Annotated in this window: 17 protein-coding genes; 2 read left to right on the plus strand and 15 right to left on the minus strand. The window is 56.8% G+C overall.

Annotation, left to right across the window (positions count from 1 at the left end; translation table 11 throughout):
- Positions 1-90 precede the first annotated feature (90 nt).
- From PCH01S_RS07125 to PCH01S_RS07165, 9 genes are all read right to left on the minus strand, one after another.
- Positions 91-582, minus strand: coding sequence for a hypothetical protein (locus PCH01S_RS07125; RefSeq protein ID WP_042228021.1), 492 nt, complete (start codon positions 580-582; stop codon positions 91-93).
- 124 nt (positions 583-706) lie between these two features.
- A complete protein-coding gene (locus tag PCH01S_RS07130) occupies positions 707-1660 on the minus strand; it encodes an alpha/beta fold hydrolase (RefSeq protein ID WP_042228024.1) in 954 nt (317 codons plus the stop codon).
- A 38-nt stretch (positions 1661-1698) separates the two neighbouring features.
- Positions 1699-3006 (minus strand): NCS2 family permease, encoded by a 1308-nt coding sequence (locus tag PCH01S_RS07135; RefSeq protein WP_042228025.1) that lies wholly within the window; start codon positions 3004-3006, stop codon positions 1699-1701.
- A gap of 224 nt (positions 3007-3230) precedes the next feature.
- Positions 3231-3452: a YezD family protein gene (locus PCH01S_RS07140; protein WP_042228026.1), complete on the minus strand. Its 222-nt coding sequence runs from the start codon at positions 3450-3452 to the stop codon at positions 3231-3233.
- Positions 3453-3477: 25 nt separating this feature from the next.
- Complete coding sequence (locus PCH01S_RS07145; protein ID WP_042228027.1) at positions 3478-4311, minus strand: alpha/beta hydrolase family protein; 834 nt, start codon at positions 4309-4311, stop codon at positions 3478-3480.
- A gap of 42 nt (positions 4312-4353) precedes the next feature.
- Entirely contained in the window at positions 4354-5409 is a 1056-nt protein-coding gene (locus tag PCH01S_RS07150) for a sulfate/molybdate ABC transporter ATP-binding protein (RefSeq protein ID WP_042228029.1), read from the minus strand.
- 3 nt (positions 5410-5412) lie between these two features.
- Entirely contained in the window at positions 5413-6324 is a 912-nt protein-coding gene (cysW, locus tag PCH01S_RS07155) for a sulfate ABC transporter permease subunit CysW (RefSeq protein WP_042228031.1), read from the minus strand.
- A 22-nt stretch (positions 6325-6346) separates the two neighbouring features.
- Positions 6347-7180 carry a sulfate ABC transporter permease subunit CysT gene (gene cysT, locus PCH01S_RS07160; protein WP_042228033.1) on the minus strand — a complete coding sequence of 278 codons (834 nt, stop codon included), beginning with the start codon at positions 7178-7180 and terminating at the stop codon, positions 6347-6349.
- Between the two features lie 69 nt (positions 7181-7249).
- On the minus strand, positions 7250-8344 hold the full coding sequence (locus PCH01S_RS07165; protein WP_042228035.1) for a sulfate ABC transporter substrate-binding protein: 1095 nt from the start codon (positions 8342-8344) through the stop codon (positions 7250-7252).
- Positions 8345-8673: 329 nt separating this feature from the next.
- On the opposite strand from PCH01S_RS07165, the gene PCH01S_RS07170 reads away from it, so the two are divergent.
- A complete protein-coding gene (locus PCH01S_RS07170; RefSeq protein WP_042228037.1) occupies positions 8674-8871 on the plus strand; it encodes a hypothetical protein in 198 nt (65 codons plus the stop codon).
- Positions 8872-9077: 206 nt separating this feature from the next.
- Here the strand turns inward: PCH01S_RS07170 and PCH01S_RS07175 are convergent, their stop codons facing one another.
- The 6 genes from PCH01S_RS07175 to PCH01S_RS30815 form a co-directional block, all read right to left on the minus strand.
- A complete protein-coding gene (locus PCH01S_RS07175) occupies positions 9078-9860 on the minus strand; it encodes a TIGR00266 family protein (RefSeq protein WP_042228039.1) in 783 nt (260 codons plus the stop codon).
- A gap of 126 nt (positions 9861-9986) precedes the next feature.
- Positions 9987-10466 carry an acyl-CoA thioesterase gene (locus PCH01S_RS07180; protein WP_042228040.1) on the minus strand — a complete coding sequence of 160 codons (480 nt, stop codon included), beginning with the start codon at positions 10464-10466 and terminating at the stop codon, positions 9987-9989.
- Between the two features lie 97 nt (positions 10467-10563).
- A complete protein-coding gene (gene purT, locus PCH01S_RS07185; RefSeq protein ID WP_042228042.1) occupies positions 10564-11745 on the minus strand; it encodes a formate-dependent phosphoribosylglycinamide formyltransferase in 1182 nt (393 codons plus the stop codon).
- 138 nt (positions 11746-11883) lie between these two features.
- Complete coding sequence (locus PCH01S_RS07190; protein WP_042228044.1) at positions 11884-13860, minus strand: vWA domain-containing protein; 1977 nt, start codon at positions 13858-13860, stop codon at positions 11884-11886.
- A gap of 2 nt (positions 13861-13862) precedes the next feature.
- Entirely contained in the window at positions 13863-14774 is a 912-nt protein-coding gene (locus PCH01S_RS07195) for an AAA family ATPase (RefSeq protein WP_042228045.1), read from the minus strand.
- A gap of 183 nt (positions 14775-14957) precedes the next feature.
- The gene (locus tag PCH01S_RS30815; RefSeq protein WP_164977125.1) at positions 14958-15116 is read right to left on the minus strand and encodes a hypothetical protein; all 159 of its coding nucleotides are present in this window, start codon (positions 15114-15116) and stop codon (positions 14958-14960) included.
- 331 nt (positions 15117-15447) lie between these two features.
- On the opposite strand from PCH01S_RS30815, the gene PCH01S_RS07200 reads away from it, so the two are divergent.
- Entirely contained in the window at positions 15448-16122 is a 675-nt protein-coding gene (locus PCH01S_RS07200) for a stalk domain-containing protein (RefSeq protein ID WP_042228046.1), read from the plus strand.
- The last annotated feature ends 63 nt before the right edge of the window (positions 16123-16185 follow it).

Raw genomic sequence — 16185 nt, forward strand, 5'->3', positions numbered from 1 at the left:
TTAAATAAGAAACGTCCTGCAGCGATCCGGAATTCACCGGTCAGCCGCAGGACGTTTCTTATTTGTTTTTATACGCCATGCTTCCCGTTCTCACACCGTGGAAATGGTCCCTCTTCCCGTGTCCGCCGACCGGGAGCCTTCCGGCCTTTCCTCGAAATAACGGATCACCTGATCCTTCAGGATAGCAAAATCGTTCTCCTTGCAGGAAAGCCGTACGGGGTCCATCTCACCCGCCACAATAATATGGATGACAGGACCGTTTCCTTCCGTAATTTCGTAAGTGATCAACCTGCTGCGCTTGTAAAATTTCGTCCCGGTTTTAAGTCCTTCCGTACCCAAATAAAACAGTCTAACCCATTCCAGATAGAAGATGAATCCGCATAATGCGGCAAACCACAAGCCGTCTTGCCCCATCAAAAGAACAACGACAAGCATGCTGGCAGCAAAAACCCAAAAATCGAGTGGATACATGTGTCCCTTCGCCACCACAACGCCTACCTTCTTAAAAGCCTGCCGGGCTTGATAAGTCTTCCAGGCCACGAAGCCCGACAAAAGCAGACCAACCACCGTGCCGGTAACCACTATGAAGATCACATCCCTGATTAGATGATTCCATAATACCTTTATTTGGAATTTTTGTTAAGCCCTAATTATACGGTGGCCGGCATCTAAAAAAATAGACCGCTTTCGCGGTCCGGTCTGCTCCTCAGGATGTAGCGGGTTCTTTAATCAGGCCCCCGGTAGAAACGAGCCAGCTTATCACGTCTTCCATCACTTCTTCGCGGTTCACTTCGTTCAAAATCTCGTGACGTTTGTTCTCATACAGCTTGCAGTCCACCTGCTCCAGCCCCAGTTTACGGTACAAGGCCGCAAGACGTCTCACGCCCTTGCCCTGCCCGCCGACGGGATCTTTATCACCGGCCAGAAGGAGGACCGGAAGGTGCTTCGGAATGCTCCGCATATGACGTTTCAGATGAATATCGGACAGATGGATAAAAAAGTCTTTAAAAAATCCCGTTGTGCAGACGTACCCGCAAAGCGGATCTTTCACGAATTTATCGACCTCCGCCTCGTCCGTGCTGAGCCAGTCGAATTCCGTCCGGTTCGGACGGAAAGGCCGGTTAAAGCTGCCGAGCGCCGTGTGGCTCAGAAACTTGCTGCGCACGCAGTCGCCGCTGCGGGTAACGAGCAGTTTCGCCAGCAGAACGCCCGCTTTCAAAATTACGCCTTTCGGTCCGTTCGTCCCGAGAAGCGCCACGCCTTCATATAGCTGCGGAGCCCGGTACATGACTTTCTGGGAAAGGAACGAGCCCATGCTATGCCCGACCAGATACAGAGGCAGCCCGCCCTGTTCCTCATGAATCCGTCTGCCCAGATCGATCATATCGTCCGTCATCCCCGCGAACCCGTCAGGCCCCGGGTATCCCAAGTCGTTCTTGTGGGCGGCCGTTCTTCCGTGCCCCCTGTGGTCGTTCGCGTAGACGATATAACCTCGGGCCGTGAGCTTCTCCGCAAACCGCTTGTAGCGCAGCGCGTGTTCCGCCATGCCGTGCGCGATCTGTACGGCGCCTCGAAGGGGAGTGCCCGGTTCCGGCTCCCACCGGTAAACAAAGACAGGCGTCTGCGTCTCTTCGTTTAAATGAAAATGACTTTCTTTCATCCGATCACCCTTGTTTTTCGGTTTGAGCGGAACGGGGATCAGCCATGGAAAAATCCGATCTGCACGATAAACAGCGCAGCGAACACGTAAAGCACAGGATGGATTTCCTTGAACCGTCCCCGGGCCGCCTTCAGCACAATGTAAAAAATAAATCCGATCCCGATGCTCGTCGATACGCTGTACGTCAGCGGCATCGTAACGAGAACGAGAAAAGCCGGGAAAGATTCTTCGAAATCTTTCCAGTCGATATGCAGCAGGTCGGTAATCATATAATACCCGACCACAATCAGCGCGGGCGCCGTGACCGACGGCAGGTTAGCCAGCGTTTCCGCTACCGGGGCCAGAAATGACGTGGCGGCCAGCAGCGCGCAGGTGACGACCGCCGTCAAACCCGTCCGGCCCCCTGCGGCTATTCCCGAGCCCGATTCGATCAGCGTCGTAACCGGACTTGTTCCCATTACGGCACCGGCCGTAACGCCTGCGGCGTTCGCCATAAGCGCGCTCCGGGAACGGGGAAAAACGCCGTTTTTCATGAGTCCCGCCTGCTCCGCCAGACTGACCAATGTTCCCGTCGTATCGAACACCGAGATCAGCAGAAACGTAAACGTGACGGCAAACAGCCCCTGCTCGAATACGCCTTTCACGTCCATCTGCATAAACGTCCCCGTCATCGTTCCGGGCCAAGCGAACCAGTGATCCGGCAAAATCAGCAGCCCCATCAGCCAGCCGATCGCGGCCGTCAGCAGCATTCCGATAAAAAGCGCCGCACGGACGCGGTACGACATCAAGACCAGTGTGAGCACAAGTCCGATAACGGACAGCAGAGCCGCCGGCTCGTGCAGGCTTCCGATTGTGACGAGCGTATCCGGTGAAGCGACGATCAGCTTGGCGTTTTGCAGCCCTACAAAACAAATAAACAATCCCGTGCCCGCTGTGATCGCATATTTTAGCGAAGCCGGAATGGATTCGATCAACAACCGGCCGTGCCGGCTGAGTGATATCAGCATAAAAAGAAGTCCGGCCAAAAATACGGAGCCCAGCGCTACCTGCCAGGATACCCCCGCTCCCTGAACGACGCCGAAGGCAAAGAACGCATTAATGCCCATGCCGGGAGCGATGACGATCGGGTAGTTGCCCGCCAGTGCGATAATAAGCGTCGATAATATAGTCGTCAGGATCGTTGCGATGAACACCGCATGAAAATCCATACCGGATGCGCTTAGAATGCCGGGGTTCACGATCACTACGAACGCCATCGTCATAAACGTCGTGCATCCCGCCAGCACTTCCGTGCCGATCGTCGTCCGGCGCTCTTTTAACTTAAACCATGCTTCTGCCTTGTCCAATCAATTCCAGTCCTTTCCTTGCCGCTAATCAAGAATTGTATCATGGATTGAGATAGACTTCACGCTGAATTTATTTCACGCTTGAATGGCCGTACCTTCTTTTCGATTCCAATATCTAACATTATTTCCCGTACCCCTTAGTTTCAAGCCATAACAACGAAAAAGACCCGCTATCCCTATGGATAACAGGTCTTCATTAAGTACAGGATTCAAGAAAAAGGAGGCTATCCCCTGCCGTCGCTCGCTTTGCGTTCGATATGCAGCTTGGCTTCGGCGCCTGCCGCGCTCCGCTTCGTCTCGTTGTCGAAACGTTTCCGTTCCGTCCGCTCGATTTGAGCAACCCGACCGTCATGAATAATGATTTGAACGGTTCCGTACTCCAATCCGTTAATGCTTTGAATGATCCGGTCAATCCAGACTTCATTCAGTTCAACAGGTTTGGCCATAATTCTCATCCTCTCTACTCTCGATTCAAATCATCCAATCGTACCATTCTCTTTTACGCTTCTGCAGGTCTACCAGCCAAGCGGACGTTTTGCCTATTAAAGTAAAGGTGGCGTCCCGGTTCGAGAACGTGTGGTCGGCCTGGAAAATGAGTTCCAGATCGCAGCGTCCGTCCGCCCGGAGCCAGAACATTTTTTGATAAAGCGGGGCGTAATCTACCGGTATGTCTTCGTCCGCCGTGCCGTGTGCGATGAGAACATCTCCCCCGAATTTGCGCAGCTGCTCGAACGGTTGATGCTTGGAGAGAGAGTCGAAAAAAGCCGGGGTAAGCAGATACCCCTGATAGTCGATGCCTTTGTCCGGCTCCAGCTGACGATAAGCTTCCTTGCCGACAATTCGTACAATATCGTTGTGCGGGTGGGCTACGGCCGACCACATCACGAGGGTCCGCACGCGGTGATCGGATGCGGCGGTCAGCAGGGCGACCGCACCGCCCAGGCTGTGGCCCAGCAGCGTCACGCTGCCGGGGTCCACGCAGTCCAGGCTGAGCGCGTAATCCAGCACCCGGCGTGTCTGGGCGATCATCGGATCGAGTCCTCCCGCTCCGTAATCGCCGGTGCTTTCGCCGCAGCCGCCGTAATCGAAGCGGAGCACCATGTAGCCTTGGCTGCTCAAAGCCCTCGCTGTCTTGACGAACAGCCGGTCGACGCCGATCCGGTTGCCGATAAAGCCGTGGCAGATAATGACCACCGGCCATTTGCCCGCGCCTCCCCGGCAGTCGGCGGCCTCCCCGTCCGTCGGATAGTGCAGCGTAGCCGCCAGTTCTAAATCCCCGCTCGGGATTGTGATGTGATGTTCCATAGCCCTAGTCCTTTCTGCAAGTGCGCTTCTGTGTGGTCCGGATCAGATATGAACCGGCATGGGATCGTTTTTTAAGGCATTTTCAACGGTTTTGGTCTGGTTACCGTCGAAGATGTACAATCGGTGGACCAGAACATGGACATGGTCCCCCGCTTCCAGTTGGGGCAGTTCCAGCGAACGGTAACCGACCAGTCGGTAAGGTCCGCTCTCCACTTCGACCTGCCAGTTTGATCCGCGGAAATAGGTGCTTCTGACAACGGCCTCCGCCGATGCCGTCTGGCGGCTGATTTCGCCGGGCAGCCCGATCTCCACGAACTCCGGCCGGACGATAGCGGACGCCTCGCCCGCATCGGCGAACCCGATCAGGGAGCCGGCCTCCTCCAGCGGCGAAGATTCACCGATAAAGGAAGCGACGAACGGAGTCAGCGGTTCGCGGTAAATGTCGATCGGCGAGCCTTTCTGCTCGATCCGGCCTTTGTTGACGATCATAATTTCGTCGGCTACCTCGACCGCTTCTTCCTGGTCGTGGGTGACGAAGATCGTCGTGATGCCGACCCGGGAAATCATTTCCCGCAGCCAGCTTCGCAGCTCCTTGCGCACTTTCGCGTCAATCGCCGCGAACGGTTCATCCAGCAGGAGCAGCTGAGGCTCGGGAGCGAGCGCCCGGGCGAAGGCCACCCGCTGACGCTGGCCGCCGGACAGCTGGTGCGGCAGCCGCTTCTCCAGACCCGCCAGGCCGGTCAGCTGCAGCAGTTCATGGACGCGGGTGCGGATCTCCGCTTTGCCGCGCTTCTGCACCTGGAGGCCGAAAGCGATGTTGTCGTACACGGACATGTGCTTGAACAGCGCATAGTTCTGAAAAACAAACCCGATATGGCGTTCCTGCGGCATAAGGGCATTCACCTTTTCGCCATGGAACAGGATCTCCCCAGAATCGGGCGACTCCAGTCCGGCAAGCATCCGGAGTATCGTCGTTTTGCCTCCTCCGCTCGGTCCCAGAAGGCCGATCAGCTTGCCCTGCTCAATGTCGAACGAGATATTTTTGGCGGCTTCGTAGGAGCCGAACGACTTGTTGATTCCTCTTACACTGATATGCATAGGTTAACTCCCCTCCGTTGCCTGGTTTAAGCCGGAATCGGCATGCTGCCGGTTGGACTGATGGAACTTCCATTCGGCCAGACTTTTCACGATCAGCGTCAGCACGGCCAGCATAACGAGCAGGGAAGCAACCGCAAATGCAGCCGAAAATTGATATTCGTTGTATAAAATCTCGATATGGAGCGGAACGGTATTCGTCTTGCCCCGGATATGACCCGAGACGACCGAGACGGCGCCGAACTCCCCCATCGCTCTCGCATTACATAAAATAATTCCGTACAGCAGTCCCCACTTGATGTTGGGAAGGGTCACTTTCCAGAATATGCGCCAGCCTTTGGCGCCGAGTGTCGCCGCCGCTTCTTCCTCCTGTGTGCCCTGAGCCTGCATAAGCGGGATCAGTTCCCTCGCAACGAACGGGAAGGTGATGAAGACGGTCGCGAGCACGATGCCCGGCAGGGCAAACACGATCTTGAGATCGTGATCGGCCAGCCACGGACCGAACCAGCCTTTCGTCCCGAACAGCAGGATAAACATGAGACCGGCAATGACGGGCGAAATGGCGAACGGAAGGTCGATCAGCGTAACCAGCACATTCTTCCCGCGAAATTTAAACTTCGTGATCGCCCAAGCGGCCGCCACGCCGAACACCACGTTCAGGGGCACGGCAATCGCCGCAGTCGTCAGCGTCAGCCGGATGGCCGCCCACGCCTCCTTCTGGGTCAAGGCCGCCAGATACACTTCGGTGCCTTTTTTGAAGGCCTGGATAAAAACGGTCGCAAGCGGCAGCACCAGAAGCAGGGCGAGAAAAAGCAGGGCTCCCCCGATCAGAAGCCACTGGACGACCCTGGGTTCGGTGATATGCTTCGCCGGTTCTGACGAAGGTCCGTTCAGATTTGCAGCTACGTTGCCTGCCATTATGCTTCAGCTCCTTTCGCGGTCATCCGCTCACCCGCCGGTTGGATTTCATCTGCAGCGCGTTGGTGACGAGCAGCAGCACGAACGAGATGATCAGCATGACCAGAGCAATGGCCGTCGCTCCGGCATAGTCGTACTGCTCCAGCTTCGTCATAATGAGCAGCGGCGTAATCTCCGTCTTCATCGGCATGTTGCCGGAAATGAAGACGACGGAGCCGTACTCGCCGATCGCCCGGGCGAAGGCGAGGGTGAACCCCGCCAGCAGCGCGGGCACGAGCTGCGGGAAAATGACGCGGCGGAACGTACGCCAGCGTGAAGCGCCGAGGCTCACGGCGGCCTCTTCCGTTTCGTGCTCCAGCTCCTGCAGCACGGGCTGCACGGTGCGGACCACGAACGGAAGCCCGATAAACGTGAGCGCGATGATGATGCCAAGCGGCGAATACGCCGCCTTGACGCCGAGCGGAGCGAGCAGGCTGCCGATCCAGCCGTTGTCGGCATACAGGCTTGTCAGCGCGATGCCGGCCACGGCCGTCGGAAGCGCAAAAGGCATGTCGACCAGCGCGTCGACGAACCGTTTGCCCGGAAAGCGGTAGCGCACAAGCACCCAGGCCACGAGCAGGCCGAATACGGTGTTGACCAGCGCAGCCGCTAAAGAAGCGCCGAAGCTGAGCTTGTAGGAAGCGACCACCCGTTCATCGGTGACTGCCTGCCAGAACTGGTCGAAGGTCAGCCCCGTCGTTTTCCACACGACCGCGGAAAGCGGGAAAAGCACGAGCAGGCTCAAGTAAAGCACCGTAAAGCCCATCGACAAGCCGAACCCGGGTAAAATACGTTTCGTTTTGTTTCGTCTTCCCATTGCGAACACGTCCCCTTGATCGCAGACCGAGTGGTGCCGGTTTGTACCGTCGCACCCGGGCACGCATAATTATTTCGGTTTGTAAATCTGGTCGAATACACCGCCGTCGGCGAAGTGTGTTTTCTGGACTTTGGCCCAGCCGCCGAATTCGGGATCGTCGATTTTAAACAGGTTCACCGGCTTGAATTGATTTTCGTACTGCTTCGCGACGGATTCCAGACGCGGCCGGTAGTAATTTTTCGCGGCGATTTTCTGTCCTTCCTCCGTATAAAGGTAGTCCAGATACGCCTGGGCCACTTCTTTCGTGCCTTTCTTGTCGGCATTCTTGTCAACTACCGCTACCGGAGGCTCCGCCAGCACGCTGATCGAAGGCGTTACGATCTCGAACTTATCCTTGCCCAGCTCGTTGAGCGACAGGTAGGCTTCGTTCTCCCACGCGATCAGGACGTCGCCGAGGCCCCTTTCCACGAAAGTGGTCGTTGAATCGCGCGCTCCCGTTCCGAGCACCGGCGCGTTTTTGAACAATTGAGTTACGAATTCCTTGGCTTTGGCTTCGTCGTTGTTGTTTTTCTTGAGCGCGTAGCCCCAGGCCGCCACGTAGTTCCAGCGCGCTCCGCCGGAAGTTTTCGGATTGGGGGTGATGACGGACACGCCCGGCTTGATGAGATCGTCCCAGTCCTTGATTCCTTTCGGATTGCCTTTGCGTACGAGGAATACGATCGTCGATGTGTATGGAGTGCTGTTGTCTTTCAATTCCGTTTCCCAGCCTTTATCAATAAGACCCGCCGCTTGAACCTGATCGATATCGTAAGCCAGCGCAAGCGTAACCACGTCCGCTTCCAGTCCGTCGATGACCGAGCGGGCTTGTTTGCCCGAACCGCCGTGAGACTGGCTGACCGTTACGGTCTGGCCTTTCTTTTCTTTCCAGTACTTGATGAAAGCTTCGTTGTATGCCTGGTACAGTTCTCTCGTCGGGTCATAGGATACATTAAGCAGTTCGACCGATTTTGGTGCAGAGCCGCCGTTTTCGGTTCCCGTTTTCGTAGATGTTGTTTCGTTTCCTCCGCCGCATGCGGTTAAACCGGTGAGCAGCGAAGTCAGGGCAAGGACGGAAACAGAGCGTCCGAGAACCCTTTTGAAAGAATGCGATTTTAAAGCAGCCATGTACATATACCCCTTTCGAATTTGGCACCTCGTTGTCTAGCTTTTCACATTCCCTACTGAACTTTGTCTTCGCGTCTCCGGTGATCCGGTGGACAAAATAAACAAATCCTATAAGTTTAGTAAGAATTATTTATACATCAATATAGCATCGCCTATAAATCGTGTCAATACGTTTTTTTGTAAAAATTGTAAGTGCCGGTCCGCCTGACTCCGAGGAAAAAAATCCCCGTTTCAAACGCGCTTGCAGCGTGTAAGAAAGGCGTGGGAGTTATGTTGGAAACAAACACGCAAGCTTTGAAATCACTTGCTTTATTGGAGGTCAAAGAAAGATGAACAACAATTTTACCGCTGACGCCGAACGCGTTCTAATCGTTTATTTGAATAATGATATCGTGGTGGAAAATGTACCGGGCGAAGTCGATGTGGACTCTTATCTCGACGAACAGGATTACGACGCACGCCAAGTCGAGTTGATTTCGATGGGCGAGTTTAATGAACGCCTGGATCAGATGCTGCTGCAATATTGATTAAAACAGAAGCCCCCGGGCTTTTCACATAAAAAGGCAGTTCCTTTCTGATGAAAGGAACTGCCTTTTTCAATGTGTATGCGCACGTTCGCTTCGCTGTGGACAAAGCGGAGCGATTAAGCGACAGGCTCCCCGCGCGGAACCTCTCGAAGCGCCAGCCGTTCTCTGAAAACGGGAACGCCCCGCTGCTTGGGGCTTTGGCCGCTCTAGTGCCTTTCGAACAGATTGCCGAGGCCCCCGAGCACGCTGCCTTCTTCCTTGCCCCGGATAGCTCCGCCGAGCACTCTCTCGGCCAGGCGGCTGAACGGTAAAGACTGCAGCCACACTTTGCCGGGGCCTCTCAAAGTGACGAAGAACAGCCCCTCGCCGCCGAAAACGGCTGTTTTGATGCCTTTTACAAACTCGATGTCATACTGGACGTCCGGCGTCATCGCAACGAAGCAGCCTGTATCGACACGAAGCACCTCACCCGGCTGAAGCTCGCGCTCCAGAATAGAACCGCAGGCGTGCACGAAGCCGAGTCCGTCGCCTTCCAGCTTCTGCATGACGAAGCCTTCCCCTCCGAAAAAGCCAGCTCCCAGCTTGCGCTGCAGCTCGATGCCGATGGATACGCCTTTGGCCGCGCACAGGAACGAATCCTTCTGGCAAATCAGCTTGCCGCCCAGCGCATGCAGATCCATCGGAATGATTTTGCCCGGATACGGAGCCGCGAACGTGACGTGCTCTTTGCCCCGCCCGTTGTTGGTGTACACGGTCATAAACAAGCTTTCCCCGGTAAGCAGCCGCTTGCCCGCTCCCATCAACTTGCCCATCAGACCCCGGCCGCCGCTGCCCGATCCGTCGCCGAAAATCGTTTCCATACCGATATTGCCTTCCATCATCATCATGCTGCCGGCTTCGGCAACGACGCTTTCCTGCGGGTCAAGCTCAATCTCCACGTACTGCATTTCATTGCCGTGAATGACATAATCAATCTCGTGAGCGTTCAAGCGCAAGCACTCCTTTGTTCATTGGAATAGGAACCGATATCGTTAGCACGTACTTTTACCTGTTGGTACGGCTCCGAAAGACGCCGGTTCCGCTTCCGGCGAAAAATTTAAGCACGCGCCGATTCTTCAATCGGCTTCCCGCTCCGCCTTGCGTTTCTTGCGCGCCTCGTAGCGTGCCGGGGCGGATTCGTGCAAGCGCTTTTCCCGTTCCGTCTCGGGTATGACCGCAGGGACGGGGGTCGGCCGGCCTTCATCATCCAACGCCACAAAAGTGATAAACGAGGTGGCTGTGGTCCGCCTTTCGCCGGTAAACATATTTTCGGCCACCACGCGCACGTAAACCTCCATGGAGCTCCGGTGCGTCCAGGACACGAAGGCTTCCAGCTCGATGGCTTCACCCAGATGCACGGGGGCCAGAAAGTCGAGACTGTCGCTCGAAGCCGTAACGACGCCCCGCCGGCAATGGCGCATGCTTGCGATTGTCGCGATCTTGTCGATATATTCCATTATTTTGCCGCCGAAAACCGTCCCGTGATAGTTGGTATCCAGCGGAAAAATTACTTCCGTCATAATGGAGCGGGAGACGCTCGTCGGTTTCGCTTCCATATGGGTCAAAACCTCCTTCTCGTCGGCCGGAGCGAAAGCTTGTAAACTTCATCTTCCGTCCCGGCTGTACGAAACGCTAACGTTTCGGGTACGGGCTTTATTCCCCGTACCGGATAAAAAGCTTGCCTGCCGCCTCGGCGGCCATGGCTCTGGCCGTTTCCGTGTCCTGCGCGGCGGCAAGGGCAACCGCCATCCGGCGGCCCGGTTTCGTTTCCGGCTTGCCGAAAACCCGCACCTGAACATCCGGTACGGCGAGCGCCTCTTCCAGCCCCCCGATTTGGAAATCGGTGCTGCCGCGGTCCGCCTTCAGCGTATGGGAAGCGCCTGGCGTAAGCAGGCGGATTTGCGGAATCGGCAGCCCGAGAATCGCTCTTGCGTGGAGCGCAAATTCGGAGAGGTCCTGAGTCGCCATCGTGACCATGCCCGTATCGTGCGGACGCGGCGAAACCTCGCTGAAATATACGCCTTCGCTCGTGAGGAACAGCTCGACGCCGAAGATTCCGTATCCGCCGAGCGCATCGGTGATCGTCCGCGCCATCTGCTCGGCTTCCGCGATATGGGACTCGCTCATCACGTGCGGCTGCCACGATTCGATATAGTCGCCTTCCTTCTGCACATGACCGATCGGGGCGCAGAAGGAAGTGCCGCTTACGGAGCGGACGGTGAGCAGCGTAATTTCGGACTCGAACGTGACGAACGCCTCGACGATGACGCGGGCTTTTTTCGCCCGTCCGCCTTCCAATGCCGTATTCCAGCAGGCTTCGATGTCCGCTTCGGACCGGCATACGCTCTGGCCCTTGCCCGACGAGCTCATGATGGGTTTGATGACGCATGGCGTGCCGATTTCCGCGACCGCGGCATGAAGTTCGTCCAGCGTATCGGCAAAGGCATACTTCGCCGTACGCAGACCGAGCTCCTCGGCAGCCAGCCGGCGGATGCCTTCCCGGTCCATCGTGAGGCGCGACGCGTTCGCGGTCGGAATGACACGGTAGCCTTCCTTCTCCAGCTCGACCAGCTCTTGTGTGGCGATCGCTTCAATCTCGGGCACAATCAGATGGGGCCGCTCCCGTTCGATGATTTCGCGAAGCGCCTGCCTGTCCAGCATGTCGATGACATAGCTGCGGTGCGCCACCTGCATGGCAGGCGCGTGATCGTAGCGGTCGACCGCGATCGTTTCGATTCCGAGCCGCTGCGCCTCCAGAATGACTTCTTTGCCAAGTTCCCCGGAACCTAGCAGCATGATTTTCTTCGATTTCCCTGATAGCGGTGCTCCAAACATACGGTGTCCTCTCCCCAGAGTGCAGCAGTGTGCCTCTATATTTTGTGAGCTTGCGGTTAGGCAAGTATTCCCATGTGTGATCACGTTCTTGACGGCGGGCGCCGAAAAAGAGACTACCGAATTATTCGGGATGACGCCCTACCCGCCGCTGTGCAGAAGCAGCTTGCGCAGGAGCGGAGCGAGATGCTCCGGCAGCTCGGCGGCGTGCGGGACCACGATCCCGTGCCTGCCGTAGATGTTGCGCATCGTGGTCCGCTGCGTCTCGTGAACCTCGCCGCTGGCGAGGAAGACGCTGATGACGTCGATCCCGAGCCTGCGGCATTCCAGGACGGCCTCGTACGTGTCGAGGATGCCGTCCTCCTGATATTCGGCGGCGGAAGGCTCGCCATCGGAGAAGACAAGCAGCACGCGCTGCTTCTCCGGGCGCCGCAGCAGCCGCCGGGCGGCGTGACGGATCGCGAACCCGTCACGGTTGTCCTGCTGCGGCTCCAGCTGCAGCAGAGCGGCGCCGCTCCGCGGAGCCGAGGACGAGCCGAAGTCGATGACCGTGTGGAACACGTTCGGCGCTTCTTCGGCCGTGACCCGGTCCGCGTCTTCCCAGAAGCCCGTCACCTCGTGCGGGATGCGCAGAGTCCGGAGCGTCTCGTGAACGAGCGAGATGCCCAGCTTCGTCTCTTCCATCTTATCGTACATGGAAGCGGAGCAATCGACAAGAAGCGAGAAGGCCGCATCGAGCTTGGGCGCGGGGTTCTGCTTCTTGGTGAAGAGCCGCGGCGCTTCGTCCGTCACGTAGCGCAGCAGCTGCCTTCGGCCGAGCCGCCCGTAGAGCAGATCGCTCCGCGGGGCGACCCGCTTGCGCTCCAGCGTCAGCCTCACCGTGCGGGTCAACTGCCTCGTCAGCGGCTCCACCGCACGGATCGCTTCGCGGTAAGCGTCTTCTTCGGCGGGAGTGGGCCTGCGCGGGGCTTGAAACTCGGCGACCGCGCGCAGGCCCGAGGAGCCCTCCCCGCTTCCGGCGGAGGCACCGGACGGTATGAACGGCGCGCTGCTGTCCGGCGGCGGCTCGGACTTCCGCTCGGAAGCGGCGGAACGCCCGCGGGCGGCGGCCGTCGCCTCTTCGGCCGTGTCGTCCCCGGGCCTCGCGGCCGCCCCGCTGAACCGTGCGGTCCGCGTGCCCCGCTCGACCGACTGCCGCAGCGCTTCCCCGGCGGTGCTCCGGGTCTCCCGGTGCCACATCGACTGGCGCTCGCTTCTGCGGTCTTTGTCCTGCCGGGGGCTAAGCCGCTCCGCATCGTCATTCGCGAGGCGTTTCGCCTTCTTGCCGGCAGGACGTTCTCCGCGCCTCAAGGGCGCGTCCGTACCGCTTCCGGGCTGGGCCGAGAAATACGCGACCGCCGCATCACGCTCCAGCCGGTATTCCAGCAGCTCCAGCATCTGCAGGCACAGCCGGGCGTTTTCTGCCGTCGTCTCCGCCGTTTCGGCCTCCTCCAGCAGCGGCTGCACAAGCCGGAGCAGTTCTTCTACATGCTTCGTCGGCGCAGCAGATTCCGCGAAAGTTTCGCCTATCCTGCTGCCCGTTTCACTATAGAGCGCATGTACGTCCGCCCCTTTAAACCAGAGGTAAACGGAAACGAACAGCGCGTCCGCAAACTCGTGACGGGCGAGGTGCGTTTTGAATTTGTGCGTGAAATACCCTTTGTACACGTCCGCTCTATCCTCAAACACAGCTGAGGTGCCGGGACGGATGCGACGGCAGATCTGTTCCAGCCGCAAGTCCTCGCAGAGGGCGAACAACTCATTCCCCAGCCTGGAAAGCGGCGACTCCGTAACGGACTCCAGGAACGCTTCGGTTTCCCGTCTTCCCGAATACCACGCACTGCCGAGCGCGCGGAGATAGACGTCGCTTTTCATGCCGGCTTCCCGCTGTGCCGGTTTCCAGTCCCGCCAGAACTGGCTGACCGTCAGCAGCGCCTTACTTTCCTCATAATGGGAATGAAAAGCGAGCTGAAGCTCCAGATCCCCGTTCCGGGTAAAGGTCCGGGCCAGATCCACAAGCTGCATAAGCACAAAGGCTTCCAGCCGGTTATCGAGCAGATTCAGCTTCCCGACGAACATCGCTAAAAGAGCGTCTCCGCCACGTTGCGCACGGCGGCCCTTTCGCGTTCGTCTTCCAGCTTGGCGGCAATGGCCCGTTCCACGGCTCTCCGGGGCGGCATGAACGCGGCGAGATCGCACGCGTCCAGCAGGGCGCGGACAGACGCCGCTTCGTCGGACAACTGACCCATCTGCACGAGAGCCAGCAAATCGGCGGACAGCGCCGCAAACGCTTCGAGAAGCCGGGTGTCCCGCAGTTCCGTACGTTCTGTCAGCAGGCCGAGGAGCGCATCTCCTTGAAGGTAAGGGACGTCGACGGCCACGAAACGATTTTTCAGCGCTTCGTTAAGCGGAACGGTCCCGATGTATCCTTCGTTAATCGCCGCAATAACGCGGAAATCTTCATGAGCCGTGACCGTCTCGCCCGTAAACGGATTGGTCAGCGTTCTCCGGTGGTCGAGAACTCCGTTAATAAGCGGCAGTGTCTCGGGTTTCGCCATATTTACTTCATCTATGTAAAGGATATGCCCGGCTTTCATGGCCGTAATGACCGGCCCCGGCACAAATTCAATCGTCGTGCCTTCCCCGGACCGGCTCAGGGTCTTAAACCCGAGCAAAGCTTCCGCGTCGAGATCCGTGGAACAATTGACGCTGTGCATCGGCTGGCCCGTCAGAAAAGACAAGTGCTCGGCCAGCTTCGTTTTGCCGGAACCCGTCGGTCCTTTCAGCAAAACGGGCTTGCCGAGCGCCAAAGCGATGATCGCATCTGTGAGCACTTCGGGCTGTGCGGGGACGAACCCCGGTTTTCCGATTAAACGGAGCTGTTCCTCTGCTAACTGGCCCGATTCGATCCGGCCGCGCAGTGTAAGGAGTCGATTTGTAATACTCTCTGGGAGTTCCCATTGCCGCATGAAATCGGCTGGTGTGCTGTTCATCCTGCGTTCTTCCTTCCCGTGTTGCGTTCTCTCTTTTTAACTATCTGTCAAAAGAACAAGCGGTGTCAAGTTCCCGGCTCCTCGATAAGCGCAAACGGATAAAAATGCAGATCATTTCCGCAGGAAGGACAGCTCATATAGGAAGGGATGTCATTGAGCATCAGCGCCATGGCGTAGGAAGACTCATGCCCGTTCTCCGTTCCCGGCCCGCTCTTTTTCGTAAGCGATCAAGGTGATCGGTTCCCCAGTCTGTTCCTGCAATTTGCTTTCCAAGCTGCGGATCTCTTCAATCAGTTCTTCTTTTCCGTTCAATTCGGCAAACGTGTATCCGTTCGTCTTCATGTGTTAAGCCTCCTGTCGGATCTGTCGGATGTCTTCCCGTCGAATGGTTTTCGGCTTGAGCCGTACCGCTTCTTATTCTTCCCACGCCTGTTCTTTTTTAAAAGTTATCCCTTCCCCGTTGCCGGGCTCCAAAAAAAGCAGCCTTGCAAGGATGCTTTTTCGTATAATTTGGGTATTCCGCCCCTTATTAATCAATTAATTTCCACTTATAATGTTAATTATCCGCAACTATTGTAAAAACCTGACGTATATAAAGTAACCAAAGCCGCCTGAATGGGTTTTTCAACTCCCGTTTTCAGGTGACCTAATCCCGAAGAGGAGTGAGAATGATTTGAAAAAGAAACTAGCAGCAACCGCAATCGGTGCCGCCATGGTGCTGAGTATGGGAACCGGAGTGTTGGCCGGGGCCAACCTACAGGAAATTAAAGCCTACCTGAACGGTTCCATTACGGTCAAATATAACGGCTCCCCTGTCCAACTGCAGGATGAGCAGGGAGCTGTCGTGCTTCCGATCACGTATGACGGCAACACCTATCTGCCTGTCCGGAGCATTGCCAAAACCTTGAACGTAGCCGTCAATTACGACGGAGCAACCAACACGGTCCTGTTAGGCGAGCAAGCGGAAGGGGTCGCACTGGCCAAGGACTTCAAAAATTCGTCCTATCACACGAAAGATCCCAATCTGACGACTTATGGCGGCAAAGATTACAAAGAAGTCTACTTCGACAACGCGAAGTCAAGCCGCTCCAGCAGTTTCATGCTGTACCCCAAAGGCAAATACCAGAAGCTTGTGCTTCAGGTGGCGGCTACCGGAAATGATATCGAAAGTTTTTATGTCCAAGACAGCAAAAAAGATATCAAACTGAAAACAACGACAATCGCCATCCAAGATGGCTTGAAGACCATCGAAGTCGACATCGCCGGCGTCGAAGAGTTGTTCGTCCACGCGGATATCAAGGAAGACGGCGGCATGTTCGTCCCTCTCACCACTTCGTACTTCAAATAATTCGTTCGTATCTATAAAAGATCTCCTTACGCTGCGGCGAATGGAGATTTTTTGTTTTCCTTC

It is taken from the genome of Paenibacillus chitinolyticus NBRC 15660 (genome assembly GCF_000739915.1).
Taxonomy (GTDB): Bacteria; Bacillota; Bacilli; order Paenibacillales; family NBRC-103111; genus Paenibacillus_F; species Paenibacillus_F chitinolyticus.

Bases quoted from the DNA above. Each gene is read 5' to 3' on its own strand.
- cysT (WP_042228033.1), bottom strand. From the start codon at position 7,180: ATGGGAAGACGAAACAAAACGAAACGTATTTTACCCGGGTTCGGCTTG.
- purT (WP_042228042.1), bottom strand. From the start codon at position 11,745: ATGTTTGGAGCACCGCTATCAGGGAAATCGAAGAAAATCATGCTGCTA.
- PCH01S_RS30815 (WP_164977125.1), bottom strand. From the start codon at position 15,116: ATGAAGACGAACGGATACACGTTTGCCGAATTGAACGGAAAAGAAGAA.
- PCH01S_RS07170 (WP_042228037.1), top strand. From the start codon at position 8,674: ATGAACAACAATTTTACCGCTGACGCCGAACGCGTTCTAATCGTTTAT.
- PCH01S_RS07195 (WP_042228045.1), bottom strand. From the start codon at position 14,774: ATGAACAGCACACCAGCCGATTTCATGCGGCAATGGGAACTCCCAGAG.
- PCH01S_RS07145 (WP_042228027.1), bottom strand. From the start codon at position 4,311: ATGGAACATCACATCACAATCCCGAGCGGGGATTTAGAACTGGCGGCT.
- PCH01S_RS07165 (WP_042228035.1), bottom strand. From the start codon at position 8,344: ATGGCTGCTTTAAAATCGCATTCTTTCAAAAGGGTTCTCGGACGCTCT.
- PCH01S_RS07130 (WP_042228024.1), bottom strand. From the start codon at position 1,660: ATGAAAGAAAGTCATTTTCATTTAAACGAAGAGACGCAGACGCCTGTC.
- PCH01S_RS07150 (WP_042228029.1), bottom strand. From the start codon at position 5,409: ATGCATATCAGTGTAAGAGGAATCAACAAGTCGTTCGGCTCCTACGAA.
- PCH01S_RS07140 (WP_042228026.1), bottom strand. From the start codon at position 3,452: ATGGCCAAACCTGTTGAACTGAATGAAGTCTGGATTGACCGGATCATT.
- cysW (WP_042228031.1), bottom strand. From the start codon at position 6,324: ATGGCAGGCAACGTAGCTGCAAATCTGAACGGACCTTCGTCAGAACCG.
- PCH01S_RS07190 (WP_042228044.1), bottom strand. From the start codon at position 13,860: ATGTTCGTCGGGAAGCTGAATCTGCTCGATAACCGGCTGGAAGCCTTT.
- PCH01S_RS07180 (WP_042228040.1), bottom strand. From the start codon at position 10,466: ATGGAAGCGAAACCGACGAGCGTCTCCCGCTCCATTATGACGGAAGTA.